Origin of the sequence: Sphingobacterium sp. UDSM-2020, assembly GCF_016132525.1 — a bacterium.
GTDB classification, from domain to species: Bacteria; Bacteroidota; Bacteroidia; order Sphingobacteriales; family Sphingobacteriaceae; genus Sphingobacterium; species Sphingobacterium anhuiense.
Genome location: NZ_CP066166.1, coordinates 5,013,226 through 5,039,895, shown reverse-complemented (window position 1 = coordinate 5,039,895; position 26,670 = coordinate 5,013,226). Strand labels below are relative to the sequence as shown.

Sequence of the window (26,670 nt, the reverse complement as noted above, 5' to 3'; positions counted from 1 at the left end):
GAACTATGGATCTTGTGCATATACAAAAAAAGTCATGCTTCTGATGGGAGCATGACTTTTTTTATAAGGGTATATGTTGCTTATTTCGTCACAATGAACTGAAAATCCGCTTGGAATTTTACTTCGTCGCTCACCATCAATCCACCTGTTTCTAAAGCCGCGTTCCAAGTTAATCCGAAATCCTGACGGTTGATTTTACCAGTAGCGGTATAACCGATTTTTTCATTACCCCAAGGATCTTTTGCTACACCACCAAACTCCACGTCGAATGTAACGGATTTGGTAATGCCTTTGATCGTTAGATCGCCTGTTAATTTAATATCATCACCGTCTTTTTTACTGCTCGTAGCATGAAATGTAATGGTCGGGTTGGCCGCAACATCAAAAAAGTCTGCACTTTTCAAATGCTCATCACGTTGTTCGTTTTTCGTGTTGATAGACGCTGTCTGAATGGTCAGGTCTATTTTGGCATTTTCTAAATGGTTTGAATCACTATCTATCGTAACGTCGAAATCTTGAAATTGACCTTTTACGTTAGTAATCATCATGTGTTTTACTTTAAACTCTATTTCACTGTGTGCTTTGTCTAAACTCCAATTTGCCATAACTTTAATGTTTAAATTTGTTTATAAATTTTTTATTTTCTTCTCTAATATGATGCTACAAAAATAAAGGTTAACACCGTTATAATTATTGACCTAGATCAATATCGTACATGTGCTTTGCCTTCTGACATTAGGTAAACAAAGAGGCGCTGTATTGGTTTCGATTTATTTTTACACATCTGTTCAGATCTAATAAGGAACATTGAATTTTGTCAATCTCAGTACCACCTGCTGCATTTTGGGTAAAAAGATCAGCATAATAATGACCAGTACGACTCCGGTAAGCATCAGGTCATAATAATCGCGGCTTGCGCGGGCGAGGATCTGTTCTTTGAGCATGGTATTGAAAAAGGCATTGGCGGCTACCTGCGATTTTAAGCCGTCATTACCTGCATTTTGATACGTCTGTTCGATCTGCTGCAAAGCGAGGGGCAACTGCGGATTGATTTGGTTGACCGCATGGCGTACCTGATCCTGAACCGCGGCCCGGGTAAATAACTGCAGTTCGTTGTTAATTGCCATACTGCTGCAAAATCCGATAAATCGAGCCAGAATACCGATCATTGATGCATTTACAGCGATCTTAGCAGGAGCAGCGGATGCTGTGAAGGTTACGATAGGCACAAATAAAACTCCCGTCGCAATGCCATAGATAAACATAGGCAATATAAAGTCTGCTGTCGATCCGGTCAAGGAAATAAAGAGCAGCATATAGCTATAATACAGGCCCATGATGATAAATCCGACGATGATCATCCGAATCAGATGGGTTCCCAATAGTATAAAGCGCGCTGTTATATACATACTGAGTACTGTTCCGGATATGACAGCCAACCAGATGGGGATGTTATGTAAAGGATCGGTTTTTAAGATCGTTTCCAGATGGCTGTAGGTCAGTCCTGTACTACCTTTGAAGAGGTAAAATACAAAAAGCAGTAAAAGACCGATAACAAAGTTTTTCGCTTTGAAAATCCGCAGATTAATCAATGGACGTTTTAACCGCATTTCCCTGCTAATAAAAAGTATAAGGATGCACACTGCGGCCAGAACCAGCTGACAGATCACGATATTGCTGAACCAGCCCAGCTGCCTGCCGTAAATGAGGATATAGCCCAAGAGCAGTACAAAACTGGTATAGAAGAGGTAGCCGATCCAGTCCACCTGATAGAGCGGTATCTTTTTATGCAATCTTGCTTTGGCATCCATCGTGATCAATACCGTAGCGGTGAGCAGCAGCAGTAAGATATTGGCTCCGTAAAACAGCCAGTTGAAATCCAGATAATGAAGCACCATGCTGCAGTAGATGGAATAAAGTGGAATAGAAATCTGAATGCCGGCATAGAGAATGGTGTACCCGATGACTCTGGCCCGGGTGCTATGCAGTCTGGGGAACACCAGATGGAGTACAATTCCCGATAGCAGTGCGCAGGTGATGCCCTGTGCAAATTGACAGACGAGAAAGAGGGGCCAGCTTTTACTATGGAAGCAGATCAATGTACAGATACCATTGGTCGCTAATCCGATCAAGAGGTATTTGCGTGAGGTGAAGTATTTTACAATACGGGAATCGAGCGCCAAGAATGTCACTGTGGATCCATAGATGAGTACCATGGCATATTGTACATCTGTGGGTGCTACGCCGTAATACCCCATCACGGTTACAGGACTGCTGTAGAGGGCAAAACTGAATAAACAGGTCATCAGGATTGCGAAGATAACGGATCTGGCCAGCCACTCGGATACCCAGTGTTTAAATAAAGGAATTTTATGTGCTTGCATCTTTAATTTTTTACCACATATACATGTGCGTTCATGCCGGCAGCGAGTTTGGCTAGCCCTTGGCTTGGGTTTAGTTTAATGCGGACAGGCATGCGCTGGATGATCTTCACGAAATTACCGGTGGCATTATCGGGAGGTAACAGGGAGTAGCGCGATCCGGTAGTGGGGGAAATGGACTGGATGGTTCCGGTGAATTGCTCTCCAGGAAAGGCATCAACTTCGATGTTGACCGTATTTCCGATATGTAGGTTGCCGATCTGGGTTTCCATAAAATTAGCCACGACCCATTTCTCTTCGGTATCATTGGTGAGAAATGCTAAGGTTTGTCCCGGTTGTACCAACTGTCCTTCCTGAATATTTTTTTTACCCAGTTGCCCATCAAAAGGTGCGGTGATCACGGTGTAGCGGACATCCAATTCCTGTCTTTTTAGCAGGGCTTCTTTGATCCGGATTTCGGCGTCAATCGCCGATCGCTGGGCTTTGAAATCTTGCAGTTTGGACTGTGCAACCTGCAGATTAGCCTGCGATTCATCATAATCTGCTTGATTGATGGCCAAGTTTGCCTCCACATGATCAAATTTCTGCTGTGTGGTGGATTGTTCGGCTAGCAGGTTCTGATAGCGGTTAAATTCTTTTTGTTGCTGTGTTAGTTTTGCCTTTGATCCGGAAAGATGTGCTTTGATCACTTCGATGGTCTTGAGCTGGGTATCTTCATGGGCACTGAGGATCGGGAGTTTTGCACGTGAACTCATCAGTTCGGCCAATGCGGCTTCCTGTTTCAGGCCGTATTCACTTTCCTCGATGAGCAATAAGGTATCGCCTTTTTTTACCTGTTGGTTATCCTGGAAATAAATCTTGCTGATGTATCCACCGACTTTTGCGTTTACGGGTGAGAGGTAGGCATCGATCTGCGCATCGTTGGTTTGCTCGTATTGATATCCTTTCCAGAAATAGACGACGCACCAGCTGCTGATACCGACCAACAATAAGATGCCTAACCATTTTGTGATTGCGACTACAATTTTATCTGTTTTATTTTTGTCCATGGTGTTTACAATTAAAGTGCTCCTGTAATCAGCAGCAGCTTGATATGGCTTAATTTTAGATTGACCTGTGCTTGTGTTAAATTAAATTTTGATTCCAGCAGGATGTTCTCTGCATCGAGCAGATCGGTGAGCAGGGATTCCTGATTGAGGTAGCTGTTTCGGATGACCCGCACAGTTTCGGTCGTCTGGATGATATTGTCGGTTGCTGTTGTGACGCTTTCGAGTGCCTGTTGCTGTTGCAGGTATGCTTCCTTGACCCTGAACGAAATTTCATCTTTTTTGATGTTTGTTTTTTCTTTCTGCTGTTCGCTGAGATTGCGTGCGTGTGCGATGGTATGTTTGCTTTTGTAGAGGTTGTCTAGCGCAAACTGCATCTTGATACCAGTCTGTCCATAGCCCCAGGGATCGTTGGAGTAGGGATAAAAGGATACTTGCGGATACGTGTAGTTGTAATGTGAATACAAGTAGATCTTAGGTTGCAAGGTGGATTTTGCCTGTTTGATCTGAAGCTCGCTGATTTTGATATCACTTTGGGTGATTTTAAATTCCGGCGATTGACTGAGGGCCTCTGCCTGATAGCTTGCATAAGCTGCCCTATTGCCTGCCTCTAAGTTCACGATTTCCTGAATAGAAATTTCCAGTGGTTCGGTTTCGTTTCTTCCGATGAGTATATTGAGACGCTGTTTGGCCAGCACTACTTTTTTCTCCACGTCCGACAAACTGAGTTCCAATTGCGAGAGCTTAACCGAAGTACGTAAGACGTCACTTTTGAGGACGACACCATTTTTATGTAGGCTCTGGATGCTGCTGAGCTGCTGTTTTTCGGTTTTAATTTCTGTCTGCAGAAATTCATGGTATCGTAGATACTTGTACAGCTCGTAATAGACCATGGCGATGGCAAACTTGATGTTGTCATGTTGCAGTTCAAATTCAACTTGTTTGCGCTGTTGCTCTTCTTGTTTGATGTGGATATTTCGTTTATCCCTTCCGCCATTGTAAATGTTGAAATCCAGGCTGTAACCAAAGCCATAGCCATAACTGGAAACAGGAACATCCTGCGGTTTTGAAAAGAGACCGTTATCGTAAATTAGAAATTTGGAGTTAAGGGCGTAATTTCCGGATACTGCCAGATCGGGAAGCAGTTTGTCCCGTGCTTCCTGGATACTGGTCCTGCTTTCCTGTACACTTAAATCCGCCAGATGCAGCTGCCGGTTCTGCTTTGCGGCGAGATCCCATATCTTTTCCAATGTCCAGCTACTATCAGGCGCTTGTGCGAAAGAAGCCTGTGTGAGGAAAAGATTGCCGATCAATGCGATGGTTAAAAAGGGGTACTGTTTCATTTTTGTATGCTGTATAATAATCTTTGTGCAAAATTATTGGAAGAAAAGAGGAGGTGTTTTATATAATTAGCCTAAAGTTTGTTAAATTGGGCCATATGGATCTTTTGGAGCAGCTCATTAAGAATATCGATCAGAATCCCGATTCGATTTTGGTGATCCGTCAACAGACGGAACAGCAATTGCTCGCCCATCAGCATGATAAGGGGCAGCTTTTACTGGTTTACGGTGGGATTGCTTATCTGCAGACGCAGGAAAGGGACTATTATATTCCTTCTAATCATTATATCTGGATCCCGGGCCATTTTTCCCATAATCTGATGTTCAATACCAAGGATTTACAGATTATCAATTTTTACTACCCCAGTCAGGGTGATGCTGGTTTTTACGATGAACTGGGGATTTATCCGGTGAGTAAGCTCTTGTCCGAAATGCTCGTCTTCAGTGAAAAATGGCAGGGTGATTTTTTTCAGGGATCCTGGGAATTTGAGTTTTTGAATACGGTGAAAAACCTGTTGCCGAAGGAGCATCTGAAGAAATTTGCAATTCAGCTTCCGGTTACTGATGACACCCGTTTGAATGCTATCACGAGCTATTTACGTTCGAAAATAAGTGAATCTTTGGCGCTGGAGGACATTGCCAGAACTTTTGGCTATAGTGTGAGGACCTTAACGCGGTTGTTCAAAAGCAAATTGCATATTTCTATTGTGCAGTATGTGAAAATGCTCCGGGTGATCCGTGCGATGGAATTGATGAAGGACAAGGATCTTACGATTACCGAAATTGCCTATGAAGTGGGCTATTCGAATATTTCGGCATTCAGTAATACATTTTCCCAGCTGACCAATATGCGTCCGACTGATTTTAAAACGATGTAGTTTTTTTATCAAACTTTAATTTGATAAAGATTTTACCATAAAGGAAAGGAGCGAAGGAATTGTGGGATGTACTAAAATGTTAGATCCATGTGTTTAATATTGAGGTGATTCCGATTACGATCAGTCCGATGTAGACATAGATAAAGAATTTTTTATGCTCGATGCGGTGGTTTAACCATCTGCCGATATAGATAGCCGGAATCATGACCGGAATTGATTTTAAGAAATAGAGGACAACTTCTTCTGTGATGAGATCTTTAAAGTAATAACCGACTACACTGATGAAGCTGACAGGTAAAAAATAACCTTGTAAGGTTGCTCTAAATTCGCTGGGATTCCAGCCTTTGATTTTTCCGTATACAACGAGCGGAGGACCGTTGATGCCAAAGGCTCCACCCAATACACCTGAAGCTATACCACAGGTCCAGAGCCATAAGCTGTTATTATTTGCTGTTTTAGTCTGTGTCTTTTTAGCAGTTAAGGCATAGGCTGAATATGCAATTAGTAATATTCCCAATCCGATTTTAATCAATTTATCATTGCCATACAACAGAATACCCAAACCGGCTGGCAGGCCGATCAATGCGGCAAGTACGAGGTATTTGGCACTTTTAACATCTATTTTTTTGTGATCCTGAACGACGACCAATAAGGCAATGGCGACGGATAACATGACGGACATGGGAACTGCGATATCGAGCGGCAGAATAAAACTTAATAACGGAACTGCGATTAAGGCTTCGCCGAATCCAAATGTCGATCTGACTAATGTTGCAATAAAATTTATACCCAGTACTTTGATCAGTATGATATCCATCTGTATGTTGTTTTTAAATTAGTGCCGTATGTGCACAGCTTATGATGTTTTATTCTTTAAGAAATGTATCCTGCGAATAGGGTCTATTGACAAGTAAGCGTTCCTATTTATAATTTTTTGGCAGCCGTGTTCATGTACTGCTTTGGATCAAAATATATCCTTATTTTTCAGGTTACCGCAGCAGTATTTTTTTGCGTCTGTGAATAATCTACAAGGATAAAAAAAACGCAGTGAAAACAGCCTGCAAATAGGGGGTGTAGGTTGTTTAAATGTCTATTTTGAGGGCCTCAAGATGCATTATTCTTAAACGATAAATATACGAAATAATAGCCGGTTTTGTGGTGTTAATGGGTGGCTAAATGTCGTTAATTTGTTTATTTTCTTCATCTTTTTGGTTTAATAAAAAGATGAAGAAAAATGCGAACAAATGTTATTGCATAACAATCGTCGAATAGCCGAATGGTGGGATTTATTAAGGATTTAGCTCAGGTTGCTTTGCTGTGGTTTATTGTCATTTTGATAGGCATCAATCTCCTCTAAAAGTTCCATTGACTTTAGTAGGGGCGTCCAATCATTGCCGTTGAAAATAAAGCGAAACCATTTCTTATCTCTATTTTCAAAATTGATATTGATGAAAAGCCAAATGGACAGATAGGTGCATGCAAAGGTTATGCTGCCCTGTAAAAACCATAACAGCCAGCTTCCATTGTCCAGCATGCTATCATTCCAATAAAAGGTGGTCCAGACCGGTAACTGTAAGAAAAGTAGACGGGTGACCCATAAGGTGGTTGATTTTAGATGAGCTATTTTCTTTTGTGTCTCTAAGATGGGGCCACTGATATCGACCTGATAAATGGTGATAAGCTGGTAGCTATAGGTGATCAATGCAATGGCCGACAGCATGACTTGAACCGAAGCTGAAAACAGAAAAAAGAGATTTGTTTTAGGGAAAGCGTTTAAGAATAAGTAAACGACTACAGTTCCTAAAAGACCGACCCAGATGACCCCCACTAAGATCGTGAAAAGCTTGATCGGCTTCATTGATGATAGGAAATGCGCCACTTTTATATGCGTAATAGCTGCTGTATTTTGTGTGCTGATAGCCAAGTTAGTATCCAACTTTTCCTGTGCCGTTTGCCAAAGCTTTTTTAATTCTAACTCGTTCATTTCTTTATCGTTTTATTGTGAAAACTTTGTTTTTAATTTATCCTTGATGCGTCCTATTTTTGTTCCTATGTTGCTGACGGACAGCCCTAAAATCTCTGCCATCTCGTGATGGCTTTTGTCTTCCAGATACATCAATATAAGGGCTTTGTCCAATTCTCTCAATTCGCTGATAAACTGTTCTAATAAGTTTAGCTGCTGTTCTGTTTCTACTTTTTCTTCATTGTATAAATCTGATGTCTGCTCGTTAAGAACCGTGAGTCGGTTTGCCCTCGTTGTGTTTCTCCGATAAAAAGAAATCGCGACATTGAGTGAGATACGGTATAACCAGGTTGATATTTTAAACTGCTCTTTATATCTCGGAACAGATTGCCAGATCTGTATCATCATTTCCTGCATCAAATCATCCCTTTCATGCTCGTCATGGCAATACACACGGGCAACTTTGAACAAAATTCCTTTGTGCTGTTCAATTATTTGCTGAAAGAATTCTTTTTGTTCCTGCTTGTTCATGATAAGTGCGCATGCCAACTCTTAATTTTAGGTAAAGTTGTTGGGTTATACCTGATGTGTTTATCTCTTGCTTTATCCATAATAAGGCTTTGCGCAGAAATGTTTGCTAAAACGAACTTTGCAATGCTCGACCAGAAAAGCTGGATGTTAGTAGCATGAAAGTACGGTTTCCAATGATGGAAAAAAGGTGCTGCCCGCTTCGATAGCATACGATTTAAAGTGGCAGCAGTTATTGAAAATTCCATTGTTAAAAATATTAATTAAACTTATTTCCTTAATTATTCGCAGTGGGTGTCAAAAAATCACAGTTGTAAACCAAATATTTTTCTTTTCGGCTAGTTTTTGACTGTAGATTGTACAAAGCACTTCAATCACAGCCTTATGGGGTGATCAATCGGGTGGTTGAGTAGGAGTGACTAGCGAATGGATTAGTTGATTTTAGGATGTTATTACCCGCTGAAATGCTGTGATTTACGTAAAAAAATAAGCTTAAGATATCTTGGAGTACTGGATGAGGAATGTTGATCATGCATCTTTTTTATTGAAAAATAATATGGAATATGATTGATGCTGGCATCTTAAAGATGAGTATTAACCAATTCTATCATTTAATCTAACATCATGGCAGAGCTAAATCAAAAACAACCGGAAGCAGGAAAAAAGAAAATCAGAAGTAAAAAACTGGCTCCTAAAGTCGATCTGACAGCAATGGTGGATCTTGCATTCTTATTGATTACCTTTTTTATGCTGACGACAACATTAAATAAACCTCATCGTCTAGATATCGCAATGCCTGATAAATCTGGGCATGAACCGATATTATTGGACGAAAGACGTGTGGTATCATTGCTGTTAACCGATAAAGGATTGATGTGGTATCATGGCGATTTTAACCATCCGATCTCGAAACCGGAGTTCACTGACCTCAGTAAGAATGGAATAAGAAAAGTATTGGATCGCATGAAATTGGAGATCCCTGCAAAGGCGGATGGCAAGGACATGATCGTATTGATCAAACCAAGTAAGGAAGCACGGGCGGTGGATGTGGTACAAGCGCTGGACGAAATGAAGCATGTCGATATTAAACGCTATACCATCAGTAAAATAGGGGCAGATGAAGAAAAGATGGTCTTAGCTTCTCTATAATTTATTTTTGAAATTTCTGCATAGCGCTTCGTCCGATACAGACGTAGCGCTATGTTTTTAATCCTTATCTAGCTTTTCCCAGAATTGTGTTACCTGTGCTTTGATCACTTCAGGCAACTGACTGTAATTATCCGAGTATGTCGTCTTTTGGTAGCCATCTGCTTGATCAGCCTGTAACCTGTAAAACTGTTTGTTGTAGAGTACAAGTGCGATGCAGCTAAGCTGTTTGTCCATATCACCTTTTGGGTGTCGTGAATAGACAAAAATAGCATCTAGTTTTCCATCTTTATCGGCATCAAAAAAAGCTTTGCGGGCATCCCAGACAGAAGTGACGATATCTTTTTCTGAGACATGGTCTTCGGCAACAACAGTCCATTTGTCGTTATTTTTTTGAAACTGCTGGATATAGAGGTGATCGGGATCTGCATTCCGTTGTTCTTTCGAGAATACGATAAAATTATCTTCATTTGCTGTGGTGATATGCTCTACCTGTAGCACTCTTTTTCCTTTGAAGGGAAAACCAGATTGTTCGAAATTGGCTTTATTGACCGAAATACTGGTAATCTGTGCATCGGCTGTACCCATACTGAATCCTAGTATAAGGAGTATAGCTAGTTGTTTCATCATATTTTTATTGTTAACGGGCTCTATTTGATTTAATCTTTCTTGAAGGTAGTTATTTATAGCGAAATATGTTAATTTTTAAGGGAAGTTTTTGAAGGATGAACTTGCTCATAATTTTGATCTTATCTCCACTTATATGTTATGTAATTTTTGAAACCAAAGTTGATTTTTATGTTAGTATGATTTGGTTTATTCGTGTTAATGCCTTTTTAATTGCATATTCATCGTACATTTATCCATGTTAAGGGAATTTTCATTCGGTCAATTTTATCGATTATGTAAAAACAATTATTTGTAATATTTTATTTAAATGCGAAGTAAGCAATTAAATGTTGTTAAATATGATATAATTTATTAATTTAATGCAAATTTAAATTATGAAACAAACCTCATTAGCAATTTTATTTGCTGTCTTTTTCCTGAGCTTGGGTTTTCCTGCCTGGAGTCAGGAACGTTTTAATTTTTCTTTCGAGACACCAATTGCTCGCCCTTGGTATAGACTCGGTGACAGCACTGTTTTTAAAACGGTTATTGATCACGATGTGTATTATAATGGGAAAGGCTCTTTAAGAGTGGAAAGCCTTAAAAAAAGCAGTGGTTTTGGAGGTGTTATGGTGGGACTTCCTTCCAATTTAAAGGGTGATTCCATTCGTTTGTCTGTCATGATTAAGCGTGAAAATGTAACCGCCAGTTCTGTGGTAAACGTTATGTTAAGAATAGATCCGGAAATCTTTTTCGACAATATGGCAAAGCGCGAAGTGAGGGGTACAAAAGATTGGGAAAACTTTACGGTGACGGCAAAGTTAAACCCGGATAAGACTGAAGGTATTTCTTTGGCATTCTTCCTTTCAGGTGAAGGGAAGGTTTGGTTCGATGATGTTATCGTTACCGTAGACGGAAAGGATATCACTAAAGAAACCGGCAAGTTTGTTCCATTTGCAAAAAAAGATCCAGTTGAATCAGGTATTACAGATTTCAATAATAGTCCTGAAATCGATCAGAGGTTAGTTGATCTGGGAAGAATTTGGGGTTTTCTGAAATATAGACATCCAGCTGTAGCACAAGGTAAGCTGGATTGGGATCAATACCTATTTAAATCTATTCATGCTGTTATTACAGCTCAGGATCATCAAACCGTGGAAGCTTACTATGCAACTCTTTTGGATAGTTTGGGTACAATACAGGAGTACCCGAAACCTAAAATGGAGCACATGATATACGAAGTAGACTATTCCTGGATCGATAAGCTATCTTTCAAAAAGGATCTGAAAGATAAGTTGAAGCGTATTCGTTACACTAATTTTGATAAGCATCACTATTTTAGTTTTGCAAATGGGATAGGTAATGTACTTTTTCATAATGAAAAGAAATATGACAATATCCAAAGTGCAGATGCGGGTTTTCGTTTATTGACGCTCTTTCGTTTCTGGAATATGGTCGAATATTTTTCACCGAATAAAGATCTCACAGAACCTAATTGGAATGAAGTGTTGAAAATATCTGTACCCGAAATGATTTTGAGCCGCGATGATAAGAGTTATGGATTAGCTGTCTTGAAAATGTTGTCACGGGTTAAAGATGCTCATACGGGATTGTGGAGTAGACCAAAGGCGTTGCAAAGCTATTATGGTACATACCATCTTCCTGCACAGATTCGCATCGTGGAAGGTAAGGCTGTTGTGACCAGGTTGTTAGCCGTCAATGATGGTGTCAATATGCTTCAAGTAGGTGATGTATTGATGGGTAAGGAAAATAAAAAGATAGGAGAGATTAAAGATTCTGTTTGGACTTACATAGCAACACCGAATGAAGCAGTAACAAATCGGGAATTTGCAGCACGATTAATGATGAGTAATAGTGATCTAGTACCGATAAAGCTAATCCGTAATGGTCGAGAAATGGAGGTGAATGTACCTGCAGTACCGTTGAATCAGTTTAGAGCTCCACAGACGGATACTGTTGCCTATAAAATGTTGGATAATAATATTCTGTATATCAAGCACAGTTTGTTGACAAGTAAGATGCTAGAGGAAAATATGGATGAATGGAGCAAAGTTAAAGGTGTTGTTATTGATAATAGAAACTACCCGAGAGATTTTTTGGTCTTCAAACTAGGTGCATTATTGCTTCCGAAACCCACCGACTTCGTACGTTTTACAAATACAAATCTTAGTCAGCCCGGTACATTTATTATGAGTCCCGCACTTCAGGTAGGAAAGGAAACAAACGATTATTATAAAGGTAAGATAGCAGTCTTGGTTAATGAAGATACGCAAAGCTCGGCCGAATATCATGTTATGGCTTATCAAACTTCTCCAAGTGTAAAGGTTTTTGGATCTCAAACTGCCGGTGCGGATGGAAATGTGAGTTACATTGATTTACCGGGCAATCTGAAAACATCGATAACAGGACTTGGTGTTTATTATCCTGACCAAAGTAAAACGCAACGTGTTGGAATAAAGATTGATCACTTGGTGTCACCAACGATAAAAGGAATCAAAGCGGGGCAAGATGAAGTTCTGAATGCTGCTTTGGAATATTTGAACAAGTAGATCCATGGAATCTCATGCCATGTTTAAAAGGTGTATTAGATAAATTGATTTGAGGGAACTGGAAAACTATAGTGTTTCGTTTTAAATAGGATTTAGTCATTTGTTTAATTGATCAACATAATCAGGATATATAAATCTGTCATCTTTAGACGAGATGTTCGTGTAAGGATGGCAGATTAGTTATTGTCATAGGTTTAATGGTTTATTTTATTAAAACTTAATAGCACGTATGTTTTATAGTGAAATATGTTTATTTTAGCACAGCAATTAACTATTTGATGTTCTACTAAAGAACTTAAAGGATCGTTATATAGTAAACTTTAATGAAGTTGATCATAAACATGAAATATTTGAAATTAACCACCATATTACTTGCATTAGTGCTCTTTTCTGCCTGTAACCAGCATGGGAATGCTGTGGCATCAAAAGGAAAAGAACAGGAAACAGCCCGGACAAGTAACGGGATCGACTTGATAGGGGACTTAAATAATAAAGTAAAAGAACTGTATAAATGGAATGAAACCAAGAGCACTCATGTGGATTTTGAACCGTTGCAACTGAAAGAGACGGATAGTGTTTATGCGGGACTTGATCTGGAAATACATAAAAAGAGCATCAACGAATTGCGGGCAACAAATCTATTCACGGATCAGTTTATTTCCAATTATGATAATATAGGCTTGATCATCGACGAGAAACTCCGAAACAAATCGTGGGTATGGTATGTGGGTGAACTTCCGCCATTTGGTAACGGAGCAAATCCCTGGTGCAACTGTCAGGATAATCCAGATAATTTCTGGGAAAAGATCATATTAAGGGATGTAAATTTTGCCAACAATCTGGCCACTTTCAACTGGTCGTGGGGAGATGGCTTTAATTACAAAGCGAAGGCTGTGTTAGCTAACGGTATCTGGAAAATTGATTATCTGGAAGGTTTTGATCCGAAGGTGTTTCTTCCATCAGAATAAATGGATTACCTTTGTTAAATTATCTATTGAGATTATGCAGCTTTATCCGTCATTGATGCTTTCCGCTATTGTAAAACACTACCTTATCATCAAGCATGATCATGATGGGTATGCCGATTATCGTTTGTTTTCGGATGGTAATCCGGGTTTGGTCTTTCACTTTAAAGATCCTTTCTTACAGGTGAATGCTTGTGAATCGGGAAGTAAACAGCCGCATAGTTTTCTTTATGGACAGATGACACATTTTAATGATATCAAGTCTGTCGGAAAATTGGATATGTTGATTGTTGTTCTCCATCCACATGGTCTGCATGCGCTGACGAACTTATCGGCTTATGAATTGAACAATACCATTACACCTTTGCGTACTGTTTTTGGTCAGGAAGGAAATGATATGGAGGAGCAGGTATTGAGTTCTAAAAGCCCTTCTGAAGCGATAAAAGCAATCGAAAAGCTGTTGATATGCCGCGTGAATCGGTTTCAAAAGCAAGATGGTCTTATGCATGGGGCTTTAGATTTGATTTATCAAGCAAACGGAATGATTGCTGTTGCTGACCTGATCCAAAAACTGCCGGTAACGGAACGGCAACTGGAGCGGAAGTTTAAGGAACAGGTCGGAATCGCTCCTAAGAAATTTATAGACGTCATCAAGTTCCAGCATTTTCTCAAATCATTGCAAAAATCTTCTTCAGATATTAACCTTTCTCAGGTTGTATATGCCTGTGGCTATTATGATCAGGCGCATCTGAATAATTGTTTCAAGCGTCAGGCAGGGGTTACCCCGATGCAATATCGCCATCATGATCATCTTCTTGCGATCAACCTGATGCAGGTGCTGTAAAACGATATTGTCGGTTTTTTCCAATTTATTGCGTGGTCGTCCCACTAATTTTGAATCATTAATGGTTTTAAAAAATTAGAAATCAATGGAAAACTTAAAAATTGCCAGTGTACAGTTTGAAAATCGAAGTGGAGATAAGGTTTATAATCTTGACCTGATCAAAAAGCTTACTGCTGAAGCGGCAGAACAGGGAGCTGATGTGGTTGCTTTTCATGAATGTTCGATTACCGGTTATACCTTTGCCCGCAACCTTTCCCGTGAGGAAATGCTGGAGCTCGCGGAGCTGATCCCTGATGGTCCATCAGTAAACGCATTAACAGCAATTGCTAAAGAATATAAAATGACCATCTTGGCCGGCCTTTTTGAAAAAGATATTGCCGGTAATCTTTTTAAAGCGTATATCTGTGTTGATGAAACAGGTCTGATCGCGAAACACCGAAAGCTGCATCCCTTTATCAATCCGCATCTTTCTCCGGGAACAGCTTATACCGTTTTTGAGATCAAGGGCTGGAAATGTGGGGTCTTAATCTGTTATGATAATAATATTATTGAAAATGTTCGAGCGACGACTTTACTTGGTGCGCAGGTGATCTTTATGCCGCATGTAACCATGTGTACACCTTCAACACGTCCGGGTGCTGGATTTGTAGATGCCAAATTATGGGAAAATAAACAAGAAAATGCTACGTTACTTCGGGAAGAGTTTGACGGGTTGAAAGGCCGCAGCTGGCTGATGAAATGGTTACCTGCACGTGCCTATGACAATGCCATATATGCTGTTTTTTCAAATCCTATCGGTATGGATGACGATCAGTTGAAGAATGGCTGTGCGATGATTATCGATCCTTATGGTGATATTATGGTGGAATGCCGTTCATTGGATAATGAGATCTGCGTAGCGGAACTAACTGCCGATAAGTTGGTGAAAGCGGGCGGATACCGATATATCAAGGCAAGGAAGCCTGCCCTGTACCGAGATATTTTAGGAAAAGAACATGTGAGTGAGCAAAAGGTGGTGTGGCTGGATAAGTAGCTGGCCTATTCGCAATTAAGAAATTGTCAGTAACCCCTATTTTTAAGACTGGCTGATTAAGGGACGGTATCCAGGATGTTTAAAACATGCCTGGGTACCGTTTTTTGCGATTTTGAAATCAAGAGGAGTTGTGTATATTTGAGTACTGGCTATTGCCGCTAATACCAATTTATATTTAAGACTTTAATCTTTCAATACCGCTCATCAAGATAAGAACAGCATGACTTTAATACACCTCCATAAAATCCTGCTAATAGCTGGTGCGCTTACGGGCTTTGGTTTTTTGTTTTATCTCTTTCTGGGAGACGGTGTTGCATTTGAAACGCATGGTATATGGGCTAGTTTTGCCAACCTGTTAGGGGTTGTGATTCTACTGTCTCAGTTTATACTCCACTTTATTGTGCTGCTGATCATTTGCGGTACAGGTACAAAGGGCCAAGAATTGACCGTCAAGCAAATGTGGATCATCGGTATCTATTGTTTGATTGCCGTGATTGCGAATATCGTACTTATTCTTAAGCATACGACGGTTTCCCGGTCTGAAATGACGGTTGAGCGGAAATGGCGCAATTCTGAAAAATACGAATGGGAACCTGCAATATCCAATCCTGAAGGCTATCCGGTTCGTGTGGTGGAAGGTCGATTTTTTATTGAATCGTGGAGCAGAAATAATGCTTTTCCGGATATTGACAATAAATTTTATGATAGTCGCTGGGGGATAGGTACGTCTACTTTTATGAGTTCGGATCAGGGTGCTCTGGTGATGCCGGACAGCTTGCGTCTCTCCTGGTATTCTGTTGTGGAAGATTGTTATTATAAACTCAATGTGGCCCTGGATAAAGAAAAAATAAGTGGCCTGTTTAAGAAGGGGTTTGAAGCGAAGAATCATAATGGCGTATTCCATCGGACTTATGACGAAATTATTGTCGGATTGGCACCGGGAGGAGATGCGGCGTTATGGGTTGGCGGAAATTGGGGAAATGCTGTCGAAGTGAGTTTTTATCAAGCACAAAAAATAGATAGTACGGAGATTGAACTTGGTCAACGCCAGATGATTCAGGAGGAATTGGGAAGACTTCGTGCATCAAAAGACTGGGTTGAGCACACACATACAGCGGCTAATCCGCAGGCATATGATAAATGGCGTCAAAAATATCGCACACCCTATGCCTGGCGTCTTCAGTTTGTGAAGGATGCTGATTTGGTTAATCCGGAGGTGGAAGTTGAATTTTTTAATGGTGAGCAGGTGACCATCATCGACAGTCTATTGCCTGAACAGGATTTTCCAGTGCATGCTGTACCTTCTTCTTTATTTTTAACTTCGACTGGACCTGATGGTAAAACAAAGCGTGATTATGTTGCTTTAGATGAGGAAAATACGTTTAATGTGTTTGAGAAGCTTACGATGAGTAAACAGAAAATAACAGTAGTTGTTACCTGTAAAATAAATAAGCAAGGTGAAATAGAAAAGATAACGGCAAAAAATAATTTGGAAGAGCTTCCGTTAAAATTAAAAGCGGACTAAAATTTGATCGTATTAACGGTAATGATTAAAACTAAAAAATGGACGATAAATTAATTGAACAGCTCAATCTATGGCATGAGAAAAGTAAGCACCGTCAAATTATTGAGACGCTTGAACAACTGCCGGCATCGGAATTAACCTATACGTTGAAAAACATGCTGGGACGGGCCTATAATAATATTTCGGATTACGGAAAAGCGCTTGACATTTTACTGTCGGAAAGTACGACAGGAGCGGAAGATCCCTTGTGGAATTTTAGGGTGGGCTATGCTTACTACTATGGTAAGGAATATGAAAAGGCATTGCCATATTTTCAAAAAAGTGCCGCGTTAGGGGATAGCACGGCTAAGAATTTTGAGGAATGGTGTGTTCAGGAGCTGAAAAATAAAATGGAGCAACCTCCAGCAAATGATGGTGCTGATCTGGATAAAAAATGGTTTGATTTTACCTCACAATTTGTTGATAAGCTCAGCAATAATGAGAACGATTGGAACGCCCTGTCGGAGCACGAACAGGAATTGGCAGCGCTTTGGAAACTTGAAATGGATATGTATAATGGCGGTTTTCTGCAGTTTTTCTGTAATTGGGGAACGGCTTGTTATAGCCATGCGGTAAGGGCATTGATGCGCTTAAAAGCAACGGAGTCATTAGCTATAATACAAAAGCAATATGAAATTATTGAACATCTGGAGGATAATCAAGAAATAGAGAAGTTGTGGGATATTCCGAAATATCTAACGGATGCTGAACAGCATGAAATTTCTGAGGTCCTGGATCTACAGTACTGGGATAATAAAGATCAGATTATTGAAAAGACATTTACAGTTTACGCGGATTTAATGGATAATAATGAAGGAAATACGGAACGTAAATCGACTTTAAATCAGATTGCCTGGTCTTTTTCATCGGAAGCGTACACAGATGCAGCACTATTTGATGAGGAAGTAATGCAATACCAAAAAGATATTTTCGGGTCGGCCGAGCGATGGAATCCGAATGAGATTGTGCTTGAAGCCTCAGCGGTGCAGATTCAATATGAAGCCTGGATCATGAAACCATCGGACTTGCTGGAGAATGAACGTCTGATTTCGGAGGATGAGGATATTTTTGATGGGGAGGCCGATGATGAAGGATATCAGGTCGAGATTGTAGCTCAGTTTAAAGCAGGTAATGGTCAGAATTTCAGTGCTTTAGAATTTTTGATGAAGGCACATAATCAACAGGCAAATAAGGAACTTGGCGACCATGTATTTTTCGAGGGTATTGCCGAAGAACCTACTGAAGTGGATGGTGTGCCGACGTATTATATTGCTTGCGGCAGCTAAGTAATCCGATAATTTTCTATTTCATAATCGTTATTAGAAATTAAAATCATGGAGCTATGGTGAGAAATATAAACTGGTTGGGACTGTTTGTTTTGTTATCTGGTATAATATTCACGGTGTGGAGTTGCCAGAATAAAGCTGCAGATACGGTACACAATAGGACTGAGGATCAGGACAGCACTTTCGTTATACGTGATTCCCTGGTTATGCAGGCAGATAAAAGAACGGTATTGCCTGATACCATCGTGATTTCTAAAAAACATGATCCCAATGTTGTTGTCTGTGATATGGATGGCGACAGCCGTTTGGATACGGTGCATATCGTTCAAAATACGATAAATCATAAATATGGTCTTAAAGTGTCTTTTGGCAACAAAAAAACAACTTATCTAGGAATGGGACAGGATATTTTAGGTCAGGGATTTGATGATATTGACTGGGTCGGTATTTTTGAAAAAGCGCCGAGAGGAGAGGTCTATTATAATAATGTGAGTGATGAAGGTGAAATTATGACAGAAGATGAGGTCGATGAAAAGGATAAAATTAAATTACCGCATGATGGTGTTTTTATCCACCAGGCAGAAGCTTGTGGTGGTGGGATCATTTACATGAATAACGGTAAATTTGAGTGGATTCAACAGGAGTAACTTTTGACCAATGCCATGTACTTAGACAGAAAATGAATTATTTTTGATGCTCGATCAGCTGAATCTGCAGTTCTCATAATGATCACTGTGACCGAATCCGTTCGGGATAGGGTTAGAAATAAAACGGCCAATCTCCTGTAGTGAGATTGGCCGTTTTACTTTTTATAAGCTGCGATTAATTAGCAGGATAAACGAATGGTTTACCATCAATCGTATTGTTTTTGATATTGGCATTGATAACGCGCTCAAACAAAATTTCCTTTTTGTTCCAGTGAAATGCCGGATACTCCTTATTTGTCTTAATCGTATTGTTAGTGAATGTAATGCCATCTACAGATTTCGCATATAGGATCGGCTTATCAAAAGTTTCAAAATAGTTGTTTTCGATCTTAATACCACTATGGAAGTATTTCTTCTGGTTTTTCAAGTCTGGAATCTCTGGATAGATGGAGATCACCGCATTGGTGAACTGGAACATGTTGGTCAAAGCATTGATAAACTTATTGTTTTTGATCGTGATATCACGGCATGTGCCTGTTTCGTACCAGCCGTTGCTATCGCCACATAAAAGAATGGCTGTTCCTGAGGTATGATCAAATAGATTATTTTCCACTACGGTCTTTTGCGGAGTACTGAACAGTGCACCCCGTGCTCTGTTGTTTCGTACAGTATTGCCTTTAAACTCTACTTTTGGTGTCCACGTCAGGTTTTCAATACCGATGTCCAATTTGGTTGGATCGATGTAATCATCTAAGGGTTTTGTGAATACAATTTTGAAATCCTGGATCGGATCGCTATCTTTTTTACGGATTACTTCGATGGATTGAATACTGTTTTTATTGTCCCAGAGCTCCATTGTTTTGGATTGGATAAACTGTACTGAATCGGTCGCATAGCCCCAGTCAAAACCATAGGACTGTTCGTGCATGTATTTTGCAAGTACGGTTTTATTGTCCAGTTTTTGTGTGATTTTGAGATAGGTACCATGAATATTGATCGCATCGTCCATCATGTTTTCATATAGTCCATTATTGCATATGATCACACCTTTACAGCCTGAGAAATGGGTTGCATCTGCCTGTGCTGTAAAATAACGGGGATCGTTTTTCCCTCTTAATGAGACATTGAATTTTTCTAAATAAATGTTTTCAGTCAGCTGTGCCAACAGACCCATTCCTTCGGAATAGTGAACCGATATATTTTCTAATCTGGTGTCTTTACCTTTGTGCACGAAAATACCGGGATTAGGTCTATGCCAGCTTCTCATGGCAACGACTGTTCCAGGTATTAATTTTGAATTCTTCCACTTGAAGGCTTTGATGATTCCTTTTGATATTTCTGCTACATGTGCTGTGCCCACTGCGATATCACTGGTATTGTACACGATATGCTTTGTTTTTTCTTCAAAAGCGATACCGGAGGTGGGTTTCATTTCCCAACCTTCACCGGTATTGTAGAAGGTGCTGTCTTTAATGGTATAAGTGACCCAGGGAGCAGTCTGGTACGTGATTGTACCTGCTTGGGTATCGTTTTCTAAGATTTTAACCTGACAGATCTGGGGTTGCTCGAAGTCGATATGCAGATTTTTAAGGCTGAGGTTTTGATTTTCAACCAATGCAAGGGGTAACATACGTCCATGAAAGATCAGGTCTGACCCTTGTCCGTCTATGGTGATGTTGCTGAGGTTTTCTAAGGTAATACCAACGGTCTTAGGATTGTCCTGATCATGGTTGGAGATGTAATAGGTTCTTTTTTGTGCTCCTTCTTCATGGAAATCGTAACGTCCTTTTTTGAATTTGATTACTATAGGATTACCTTTTCCAGCCTCAGTAACTATTTTCTGAATCGCTTGATTGAGGGTTGCACTGCTGTTTTTCCCCGTATTGGGGTTGATGCCATACTTTGTTAAGTCGTAGACTTTGGGCGTAGAATTTGCCTGTGCCTGAAAGCTGATGAAAGCGATCATAACGACCGACATGTTTTTTCTGAACCAATTTGTCATTTTAATAAATTAGTAAGTTCGGTTTTTAAAAGATTTAAGGTTTTATATTGGGGGCTTTATGTCCGATATATTATGTACAAACATAGTTTAATAGATCAGGATTTCAAAGCGGATATTGGTTTAAAAATGCATTTACGGCCATTGTAATCAGATTAATACGTGTTCTCAAACAAATGCAGCTGATCGACAGGCTTGTTTTTATTTCTGTTTTTTTAAGTAAAACGGTCATGCAAACGGTTGTCATTGCCGATATTTTTTAGTCCTTCATTAAGAGCATGAATATAACTTTTTCGATTTGTCGTATATTTTGTAATTTGACAAAAAACTAAAGAATAGATGCCTTTTACATTTTCTCATCCTGCATTGGTATTGCCTTTGACATATTTACCGAGACATTGGTTTTCTCTGACGGGACTTGTTATCGGCAGTTTGACGCCTGATTTTGAATACTTTTTGAGAATGAAGATTAGGAGCGATTATAGCCATACAATCGCAGGTCTATTTTGGTTTGATCTACCATTAGGACTAGTCCTTGCTTTTATTTTTCACAATATAGTTCGTAATAGCTTAGTTGATAATATGCCTACTATCCTCAAATCAAGGTGTTTTGTATTTAAACAGTTTGACTGGAATCGTTATTTTAGAAAGAATTGGTTAATCGTTATTATTTCAGTGCTCATAGGTGCGCTATCACATGTTTTATGGGACAGTTTTACACACGATGATGGTTATTTTGTTCGGCGATTTCCTGAGCTGGCAACTTCGATTAGTCTTCTGGGTATACAAGTGCCTATTGTAAAGATATTGCAACATGTTTCTAGTTTTATTGGTGCGATCGTTATTGCTTTTGCTATTTATAAACTACCTGTTCAGAAGGAAAATTTACCTTCTGCTCGTTTAATGTACTGGTTACTGGTGTTGGGGCTGATGTTGTTTATTGTTGCTTTAAGATTTTTATCAGGACTTCAGTTTCAGCAATATGGCAATGTAATCGTCAGTGCAATAGCTGCCGGACTTATTGCCTTTATTATTGTTCCTTTGGTTATTGAGACAAAAAGTGATTAATATTGGATTGGTATCGTAGATCTGAAAACAGAAAAAGCAACACCATGGTGTTGCTTTTTCTGTTTTTCTAAAGATGAATTCTTTATTTAAAATAGATGCTCGTTACCAGGAATTTACCTGTGGCATGCTTCGATTTTTTCTCCATTATTGATTCACGAGTTTCATAGACCCTTCGTTATAACGTTCTCCCAAGATGGGGTATCTTTGGATCAGGGAATTAATTTCTGTTAAATGTTCAGGTGTTAGCTGCACATCAATAGCACCTACATTTTCTTCCAGGTACTTTCTTTTTTTAGTTCCGGGAATCGGGATAATGTCTTCTCCCTGTGCTAAGACCCAAGCTAAAGCAAGTTGTGCGGGTGTACAATTTATATGATTGGCTAATGCCGCAAATCCGGCCACAAGTTTATTGTTATTGACGATGTTTTCCTCTTGATAGCGTGGTAAAGATTTTCGAAAATCATCGGCTGCAAGGGTATCCATCTGGAGCGTATTGGTTACTAAACCACGAGCTAGAGGTGAATAGGGCACAAGTGAAATCCCAAGTTCACGTGTTGTCTGCAAAATCTCGCTTTCTACATCTCTGGTTAGTAGGGAGTATTCGCTTTGGAGTGCAGAAATGGGATGTACTGCATGTGCTTTTCTTAATGATGCCGGCGAAGCTTCACTCAGTCCAAGGTATCGTATTTTTCCTTCTTTAACGAGATCGGCCATTGCACCGACAGTTTCTTCAATTGGGATATTGGCATCGACACGATGCGCATAATACAGATCAATGGTATCAATTTTAAGTCGCTTGAGACTTTGTTCAACGGCAATTTTCATCCATGCGGGCGAAGCGTCAAAATATGTTCCTGCGGCATTGCTTGGTCCTGCAATCCCATCTTTAAAGCGAAATCCAAATTTAGTAGCAATAAAGATCTTTTCCCGATTGGGGACTAAAATTTTAGCGATCAGTTCTTCATTTGCTCCATTTGCGTACATGTCGGCGGTATCCCAGAAATTGATGCCCAGGTCAAGGGATTTTTCTAATGTGGCTAAGCTCTCTTTATCGTCCGTAGGTCCATAAGCAAAGCTCATACCCATGCAGCCCAATCCTAATGCGGATAGCTGTTCGTCTGTTGTTCCGAGTTTTCTGTATTTCATGATGTTCTCATTTTGTTTATACAAATGTAGTGCACGGTCTCAAAAACTGACTTATAACGATCAAACAGATTGTTATAATAATCAAACAATCTACCGCAGCTGTGTGGGTGCCATGCCGGTGTGTTTTTTAAAGTATAGTGTAAAGTAAGAGGGGTATTCGAAACCTAAACTGTAGGCGATATCGGAAATATTCCAATCGGTATGCTGCAGTAAAGCTTTTGCTTCTTTGATGATGCGTGCGGCGATATGTGCTGTAGTGGTTTTACCCGTTATTTCTTTGACCGACCGGTTAAGATGATTGATGTGCAGGGATAGTGCAGTGGCATAATCTGCAGGGTTCTTCAATTTGAGTACGAGTGCTGGAGAATCTATCGGAAATTGTCTTTCCAGTAGTTCGAGAAATAAGGCGGATATTCTAGAAGTAGCATTCACATACTTATGAAAGTTGGTCGTGGGATTGTTTTTCATTGCCTCATGAATGATCAAGTGCAGGTAACTGCGCAATACATCGTATTTATGAGCGTAGGTGGAAGACATCTCGGCCTGCATTTTCTGGAAAATAAAGGACAACTCCGCTAATTGGGCTTCGTTTGGGAAGAAAATGGGATTAGATCCGATCTGAAATAAGGGCGTGTCGTGTAACTGACTTGTGCGTTCACTATGTTGAATGAAATCTTCTGTGAAGAGGCAGTACCAACCGGACTGTTGTTCGGATTCAGCTTCCCAAGAATAGGGGACAATGGGATTCGAAAAAAGCAGTGCTGGACGATCAATCTGGATCCATTTATCGGCATAATAAATCTTTCCTTTGCCAATGATCAGGGAAACTTTATAAAAATCACGTCTGCTATAGGGACTTACAACTGCGCAGGTCTCTCGACTGAAAACATTGATATGACCGATGCCTGCATTGTCCAATGGCACATGAGTGGGTGCATGACTTGGCAAGCGGCTGTAAAAATCATTGACACTTTCTGCTTGTTTCATGGTGTAAATGTATAAAATTCAAACAAATTAAGTGTCATCCTTTTGTGCGGATATGAAAGGTTTAAGGAGGTGATGTGATTTACTTGTCCTATGAGAAGTAGAATAGAATTTGATTTGCTTAATTTTATAATAGATATAAAAGATAGTAGCGTATGAATCCAAAAAAGATATGGTCTAATTTGGCAGTGACCGATTTAGACCGGACAACAAAATTTTATACTGCGTTGGGTTTTCAACCGAATGGGCGATCAGCAGATCTGACAAGTTTTCTGTTTGGTGAAGATCATTTTGTAATCCATTTTTTCTTAAAGCATATCCTTCGCGAGGCGATGTTAGGGGCTATGGCCGATACATCCAAATCTAATGAAATCATTTTTACGCTTGCCGCATCAAGTACAGAAGAGGCGGATCGTTGGGCTACTGAGGTGGAAGACGCTGGTGGAACATTGATTTCTAAGCCTGCAGCTTTTGGAAAGGGATATTATGGTTTTGTATTTGCGGACCCCGATGGCCATCGGTTTAATGTTTTTCATATGTAAAGGAACATGAATTTCGATAGCATTTATTTGAAATTATGATTGTTGTATCGGACTATAAATAATTTATTTTCTTTACAGTCCGATGCTACTTATTATTTTCAGTGCGTTATTTTCGGCCTACCCACCATTGCTTGAATTGCTGTTGATCGTCTTTTAGCAATACCTCTTCTCCGATCATAGGTGTTATCAATGGAATATGCGCTTCTTTATTTAATTCGGTAATCTGAATTAATGGCGTATCCCAAGAGTGATTGGCGATATCAAACTTGGAGTTATGCACCGGGAATAGACGCTTCGTTTTCAGATCCTTTGCTGCTTTTAATACTTCTTCAGGGAGATGGTGGATATAACGCCAAGTGCTGTCAAATTGCCCATTATCTAGAATCGCTAGATCAATAGGACCAAATTTTTCACCAATAGCCGCGTAATGAGTGTCGTAGCCACTGTCTCCGCCGATAAAGATTTTCATCGTTGGCGTCTGTACTACATAGGACATCCACAGTGTCTTGCTGCTTTGAAGAGACCGACCTGAAAAATGTCTTGCAGGAGTTGTGTATACGGTAAATCCACTGTCGAGTGAAATGCTGTCATGCCAATCTTTTTCAATTATATCTTGAGGATTGTAACCCCAGTATTCCAGGTGTGAACCCACACCAAGTCCGCAGATTACTTTCTTGGTTTTTGTTTTTAATTTGATAATGGTTTCATAATCCAGGTGATCATAATGATCGTGGGTAATAAATAAATAGTCAATCTCCGGTAGGTCTTCTACTGTATAAATGTCTGTTCCTTTAAATGATTTATTGGTTCCGGGAACAGGAGAGACACTTCCGCTGAATACGGGATCGACCAACATGCGTTTTCCGTCTATTTGCATAAAATAAGAGGAGTGACCGAACCAGACCAATACGTCTTCCTTGTGGGACAAGTTCTGCAGATCTGTTTTTATGGTCGGTATATTTTCCAATGGACTCTTCCGGTCTATTTTTTTGAAAAAGTAATCATAGAGTACGCTCGCATAGCTTGCATCTTCAACGATTTGAGGGGTATGACTAAAGTTGACAAATTTACCGTCTTTGTAATTGGGTGATTTCTTAATTAATTCAAGCCGAGCGCCACTTGGTACTTTACCAAATTTGGGCTGTTGCATGTACAGGACGATAATCGCAACGAATACGATGATAAGTATGAGGGTGATGAGCATAGTTTTATAAAATATTTTCATGTAGGGGGTGCTGAATGGTTAGGCTTAATCACATGCTGTTGAAAGAAGCGGTATTGACGGGCTATATTGATTCATGATTTTTGAAGGAGCCTCGCCAAATGCTTTTTTAAAGGCAAATGAAAAATGGGAAAGGTCTTCGAATCCCAATTCCAAATAAATGTCTGAGGCTGCCTTACCTTTTTCTTTTAAGAGGTAATATGCTTCTTGTAGTCTTTTGTGCAGCAACCAGCGTCCAGGTGTGGTATTGAATGTTTTTTCAAAATCTCTTTTAAAGGTTGCCAGACTTCTACCTGTTAAATAGGCAAATCGTTCTAAATGAACATTAAAGTGGTAATTTTTGTTCATAAAGCTTTCTAAGTCTATTTTATGCGGTTCGGTAAAATCAAACAATACATTTTTGAGTTCAGGATTGATCTGTAGGAGGAGTAATATCGCTTCTTTCATTTTAATCTGAACGAGTTTGGGATTGTCAAAACTCTGGGTCTGGTGATACGTCATCAAAGATTGAAAATAGCTATGCAACAGTACATGATCTTCAATATCCAAGACAGGTTGATCATATTGTTTTTGTTCGGCATTAATGCCGTATTCGAGACTGAAATCTTTTAATGTCTGCTGGTCAAGAAAAATAGTCAAAGATCGGAACTCGCCATTTTCAGGCGGTTCCTTTATAAATTTTAACAATTGATTTCTCCTTACCAGACGAAATGCTCCCGCATTGGAAATGTAGGTTTGATTTCCATCATTCAGCACCAGTGAACCAGCTATCTGATAGGTGAAGGTGCATTCTTGGACGAAGTGTTCTCCTTCTCTGCTTTTTGTAGCATAACACGAATAAGCAATGCCCGATGCCTGAATGTTGTCTTTTTTTGTTTCCATCTCTGATGCAAATTTAAGATAAGGATG

General features: G+C 39.7%; 25 protein-coding genes. 11 read left to right on the top strand and 14 right to left on the bottom strand.

What is annotated here, in order from left to right:
• Positions 1-80: 80 nt before the first annotated feature.
• The 4 genes from JAZ75_RS21300 to JAZ75_RS21285 all read right to left on the bottom strand — a co-directional run bounded on the left by JAZ75_RS21300 (position 81) and on the right by JAZ75_RS21285 (position 4,770).
• Complete coding sequence (locus JAZ75_RS21300) at positions 81-605, bottom strand: YceI family protein (protein WP_132768582.1); 525 nt, start codon at positions 603-605, stop codon at positions 81-83.
• 189 nt (positions 606-794) lie between these two features.
• Positions 795-2,384 carry an MFS transporter gene (locus JAZ75_RS21295; protein ID WP_208698287.1) on the bottom strand — a complete coding sequence of 530 codons (1,590 nt, stop codon included), beginning with the start codon at positions 2,382-2,384 and terminating at the stop codon, positions 795-797.
• 2 nt (positions 2,385-2,386) lie between these two features.
• Positions 2,387-3,430 (bottom strand): HlyD family secretion protein, encoded by a 1,044-nt coding sequence (locus tag JAZ75_RS21290; protein ID WP_208698285.1) that lies wholly within the window; start codon positions 3,428-3,430, stop codon positions 2,387-2,389.
• A gap of 11 nt (positions 3,431-3,441) precedes the next feature.
• Complete coding sequence (locus JAZ75_RS21285; protein WP_208698283.1) at positions 3,442-4,770, bottom strand: TolC family protein; 1,329 nt, start codon at positions 4,768-4,770, stop codon at positions 3,442-3,444.
• A gap of 95 nt (positions 4,771-4,865) precedes the next feature.
• Between JAZ75_RS21285 and JAZ75_RS21280 the strand changes: the two genes are divergently transcribed.
• The gene (locus JAZ75_RS21280) at positions 4,866-5,645 is read left to right on the top strand and encodes a helix-turn-helix domain-containing protein (protein WP_208698275.1); all 780 of its coding nucleotides are present in this window, start codon (positions 4,866-4,868) and stop codon (positions 5,643-5,645) included.
• A gap of 79 nt (positions 5,646-5,724) precedes the next feature.
• On the opposite strand, the gene JAZ75_RS21275 is transcribed toward JAZ75_RS21280, so the two are convergent.
• The 4 genes from JAZ75_RS21275 to JAZ75_RS21260 all read right to left on the bottom strand — a co-directional run bounded on the left by JAZ75_RS21275 (position 5,725) and on the right by JAZ75_RS21260 (position 8,384).
• Entirely contained in the window at positions 5,725-6,462 is a 738-nt protein-coding gene (locus tag JAZ75_RS21275) for a sulfite exporter TauE/SafE family protein (protein ID WP_208698273.1), read from the bottom strand.
• Positions 6,463-6,942: 480 nt separating this feature from the next.
• Positions 6,943-7,629 (bottom strand): hypothetical protein, encoded by a 687-nt coding sequence (locus tag JAZ75_RS21270; RefSeq protein ID WP_208698271.1) that lies wholly within the window; start codon positions 7,627-7,629, stop codon positions 6,943-6,945.
• A 12-nt stretch (positions 7,630-7,641) separates the two neighbouring features.
• Positions 7,642-8,139: an RNA polymerase sigma factor gene (locus JAZ75_RS21265; RefSeq protein ID WP_208698269.1), complete on the bottom strand. Its 498-nt coding sequence runs from the start codon at positions 8,137-8,139 to the stop codon at positions 7,642-7,644.
• Positions 8,136-8,384, bottom strand: coding sequence for a hypothetical protein (locus JAZ75_RS21260; RefSeq protein ID WP_208698267.1), 249 nt, complete (start codon positions 8,382-8,384; stop codon positions 8,136-8,138). The genes JAZ75_RS21265 and JAZ75_RS21260 overlap by 4 nt, the downstream gene beginning before the upstream one ends.
• Positions 8,385-8,760: 376 nt before the next feature.
• Here JAZ75_RS21260 and JAZ75_RS21255 point away from each other — a divergent pair, with 376 nt between their 5' ends.
• Positions 8,761-9,285 carry an ExbD/TolR family protein gene (locus JAZ75_RS21255; protein ID WP_021191605.1) on the top strand — a complete coding sequence of 175 codons (525 nt, stop codon included), beginning with the start codon at positions 8,761-8,763 and terminating at the stop codon, positions 9,283-9,285.
• Between the two features lie 57 nt (positions 9,286-9,342).
• On the opposite strand, the gene JAZ75_RS21250 is transcribed toward JAZ75_RS21255, so the two are convergent.
• Positions 9,343-9,912: a hypothetical protein gene (locus JAZ75_RS21250; RefSeq protein ID WP_132845341.1), complete on the bottom strand. Its 570-nt coding sequence runs from the start codon at positions 9,910-9,912 to the stop codon at positions 9,343-9,345.
• Positions 9,913-10,286: 374 nt separating this feature from the next.
• Between JAZ75_RS21250 and JAZ75_RS21245 the strand changes: the two genes are divergently transcribed.
• The 7 genes from JAZ75_RS21245 to JAZ75_RS21215 all read left to right on the top strand — a co-directional run bounded on the left by JAZ75_RS21245 (position 10,287) and on the right by JAZ75_RS21215 (position 18,800).
• Positions 10,287-12,461 (top strand): S41 family peptidase, encoded by a 2,175-nt coding sequence (locus tag JAZ75_RS21245; RefSeq protein ID WP_208698265.1) that lies wholly within the window; start codon positions 10,287-10,289, stop codon positions 12,459-12,461.
• Positions 12,462-12,802: 341 nt separating this feature from the next.
• A complete protein-coding gene (locus JAZ75_RS21240) occupies positions 12,803-13,429 on the top strand; it encodes a hypothetical protein (protein ID WP_208698263.1) in 627 nt (208 codons plus the stop codon).
• 34 nt (positions 13,430-13,463) lie between these two features.
• Positions 13,464-14,270 (top strand): helix-turn-helix transcriptional regulator, encoded by an 807-nt coding sequence (locus JAZ75_RS21235; RefSeq protein ID WP_208698261.1) that lies wholly within the window; start codon positions 13,464-13,466, stop codon positions 14,268-14,270.
• Between the two features lie 85 nt (positions 14,271-14,355).
• Positions 14,356-15,303, top strand: coding sequence for a nitrilase family protein (locus tag JAZ75_RS21230; RefSeq protein ID WP_208698259.1), 948 nt, complete (start codon positions 14,356-14,358; stop codon positions 15,301-15,303).
• Between the two features lie 220 nt (positions 15,304-15,523).
• Positions 15,524-16,828 carry a DUF2931 family protein gene (locus JAZ75_RS21225; RefSeq protein ID WP_208698257.1) on the top strand — a complete coding sequence of 435 codons (1,305 nt, stop codon included), beginning with the start codon at positions 15,524-15,526 and terminating at the stop codon, positions 16,826-16,828.
• Between the two features lie 38 nt (positions 16,829-16,866).
• Positions 16,867-18,153, top strand: coding sequence for a DUF4375 domain-containing protein (locus JAZ75_RS21220; protein ID WP_208698255.1), 1,287 nt, complete (start codon positions 16,867-16,869; stop codon positions 18,151-18,153).
• A gap of 56 nt (positions 18,154-18,209) precedes the next feature.
• Positions 18,210-18,800, top strand: coding sequence for a hypothetical protein (locus JAZ75_RS21215; protein ID WP_208698253.1), 591 nt, complete (start codon positions 18,210-18,212; stop codon positions 18,798-18,800).
• A 175-nt stretch (positions 18,801-18,975) separates the two neighbouring features.
• Here JAZ75_RS21215 and JAZ75_RS21210 read toward each other — a convergent pair whose 3' ends face one another.
• Positions 18,976-20,778 carry a right-handed parallel beta-helix repeat-containing protein gene (locus JAZ75_RS21210; RefSeq protein ID WP_208698251.1) on the bottom strand — a complete coding sequence of 601 codons (1,803 nt, stop codon included), beginning with the start codon at positions 20,776-20,778 and terminating at the stop codon, positions 18,976-18,978.
• Positions 20,779-21,138: 360 nt separating this feature from the next.
• Here JAZ75_RS21210 and JAZ75_RS21205 point away from each other — a divergent pair, with 360 nt between their 5' ends.
• Positions 21,139-21,867: a DUF4184 family protein gene (locus JAZ75_RS21205; protein ID WP_208698250.1), complete on the top strand. Its 729-nt coding sequence runs from the start codon at positions 21,139-21,141 to the stop codon at positions 21,865-21,867.
• A 144-nt stretch (positions 21,868-22,011) separates the two neighbouring features.
• Here JAZ75_RS21205 and JAZ75_RS21200 read toward each other — a convergent pair whose 3' ends face one another.
• Together JAZ75_RS21200 and JAZ75_RS21195 are read right to left on the bottom strand one after the other, a co-directional pair.
• Positions 22,012-23,013 (bottom strand): aldo/keto reductase, encoded by a 1,002-nt coding sequence (locus JAZ75_RS21200; RefSeq protein ID WP_132845547.1) that lies wholly within the window; start codon positions 23,011-23,013, stop codon positions 22,012-22,014.
• Positions 23,014-23,103: 90 nt separating this feature from the next.
• Positions 23,104-24,000 carry a helix-turn-helix domain-containing protein gene (locus JAZ75_RS21195; protein ID WP_208698248.1) on the bottom strand — a complete coding sequence of 299 codons (897 nt, stop codon included), beginning with the start codon at positions 23,998-24,000 and terminating at the stop codon, positions 23,104-23,106.
• A gap of 152 nt (positions 24,001-24,152) precedes the next feature.
• On the opposite strand from JAZ75_RS21195, the gene JAZ75_RS21190 reads away from it, so the two are divergent.
• A complete protein-coding gene (locus JAZ75_RS21190) occupies positions 24,153-24,539 on the top strand; it encodes a VOC family protein (protein WP_132768538.1) in 387 nt (128 codons plus the stop codon).
• A gap of 106 nt (positions 24,540-24,645) precedes the next feature.
• Here the strand turns inward: JAZ75_RS21190 and JAZ75_RS21185 are convergent, their stop codons facing one another.
• Positions 24,646-25,764, bottom strand: a complete 1,119-nt coding sequence (locus JAZ75_RS21185; RefSeq protein WP_232789293.1) for an MBL fold metallo-hydrolase — start codon at positions 25,762-25,764, stop codon at positions 24,646-24,648.
• Positions 25,765-25,788: 24 nt separating this feature from the next.
• On the bottom strand, positions 25,789-26,643 hold the full coding sequence (locus tag JAZ75_RS21180) for a helix-turn-helix domain-containing protein (protein WP_208698246.1): 855 nt from the start codon (positions 26,641-26,643) through the stop codon (positions 25,789-25,791).
• Between the last annotated feature and the right edge of the window lie 27 nt (positions 26,644-26,670).

Coding starts and splice junctions, on each gene's coding strand:
- JAZ75_RS21185 (WP_232789293.1), bottom strand. CDS start 25,764: ATGAAAATATTTTATAAAACTATGCTCATCACCCTCATACTTATCATC.
- JAZ75_RS21250 (WP_132845341.1), bottom strand. CDS start 9,912: ATGATGAAACAACTAGCTATACTCCTTATACTAGGATTCAGTATGGGT.
- JAZ75_RS21245 (WP_208698265.1), top strand. CDS start 10,287: ATGAAACAAACCTCATTAGCAATTTTATTTGCTGTCTTTTTCCTGAGC.
- JAZ75_RS21190 (WP_132768538.1), top strand. CDS start 24,153: ATGAATCCAAAAAAGATATGGTCTAATTTGGCAGTGACCGATTTAGAC.
- JAZ75_RS21195 (WP_208698248.1), bottom strand. CDS start 24,000: ATGAAACAAGCAGAAAGTGTCAATGATTTTTACAGCCGCTTGCCAAGT.
- JAZ75_RS21220 (WP_208698255.1), top strand. CDS start 16,867: ATGGACGATAAATTAATTGAACAGCTCAATCTATGGCATGAGAAAAGT.
- JAZ75_RS21300 (WP_132768582.1), bottom strand. CDS start 605: ATGGCAAATTGGAGTTTAGACAAAGCACACAGTGAAATAGAGTTTAAA.
- JAZ75_RS21255 (WP_021191605.1), top strand. CDS start 8,761: ATGGCAGAGCTAAATCAAAAACAACCGGAAGCAGGAAAAAAGAAAATC.
- JAZ75_RS21285 (WP_208698283.1), bottom strand. CDS start 4,770: ATGAAACAGTACCCCTTTTTAACCATCGCATTGATCGGCAATCTTTTC.
- JAZ75_RS21280 (WP_208698275.1), top strand. CDS start 4,866: ATGGATCTTTTGGAGCAGCTCATTAAGAATATCGATCAGAATCCCGAT.
- JAZ75_RS21295 (WP_208698287.1), bottom strand. CDS start 2,384: ATGCAAGCACATAAAATTCCTTTATTTAAACACTGGGTATCCGAGTGG.
- JAZ75_RS21290 (WP_208698285.1), bottom strand. CDS start 3,430: ATGGACAAAAATAAAACAGATAAAATTGTAGTCGCAATCACAAAATGG.
- JAZ75_RS21225 (WP_208698257.1), top strand. CDS start 15,524: ATGACTTTAATACACCTCCATAAAATCCTGCTAATAGCTGGTGCGCTT.
- JAZ75_RS21210 (WP_208698251.1), bottom strand. CDS start 20,778: ATGTCGGTCGTTATGATCGCTTTCATCAGCTTTCAGGCACAGGCAAAT.
- JAZ75_RS21235 (WP_208698261.1), top strand. CDS start 13,464: ATGCAGCTTTATCCGTCATTGATGCTTTCCGCTATTGTAAAACACTAC.
- JAZ75_RS21215 (WP_208698253.1), top strand. CDS start 18,210: ATGGTGAGAAATATAAACTGGTTGGGACTGTTTGTTTTGTTATCTGGT.
- JAZ75_RS21180 (WP_208698246.1), bottom strand. CDS start 26,643: ATGGAAACAAAAAAAGACAACATTCAGGCATCGGGCATTGCTTATTCG.
- JAZ75_RS21205 (WP_208698250.1), top strand. CDS start 21,139: ATGCCTTTTACATTTTCTCATCCTGCATTGGTATTGCCTTTGACATAT.
- JAZ75_RS21260 (WP_208698267.1), bottom strand. CDS start 8,384: ATGGAATTTTCAATAACTGCTGCCACTTTAAATCGTATGCTATCGAAG.
- JAZ75_RS21265 (WP_208698269.1), bottom strand. CDS start 8,139: ATGAACAAGCAGGAACAAAAAGAATTCTTTCAGCAAATAATTGAACAG.
- JAZ75_RS21200 (WP_132845547.1), bottom strand. CDS start 23,013: ATGAAATACAGAAAACTCGGAACAACAGACGAACAGCTATCCGCATTA.
- JAZ75_RS21240 (WP_208698263.1), top strand. CDS start 12,803: ATGAAATATTTGAAATTAACCACCATATTACTTGCATTAGTGCTCTTT.
- JAZ75_RS21230 (WP_208698259.1), top strand. CDS start 14,356: ATGGAAAACTTAAAAATTGCCAGTGTACAGTTTGAAAATCGAAGTGGA.
- JAZ75_RS21270 (WP_208698271.1), bottom strand. CDS start 7,629: ATGAACGAGTTAGAATTAAAAAAGCTTTGGCAAACGGCACAGGAAAAG.
- JAZ75_RS21275 (WP_208698273.1), bottom strand. CDS start 6,462: ATGGATATCATACTGATCAAAGTACTGGGTATAAATTTTATTGCAACA.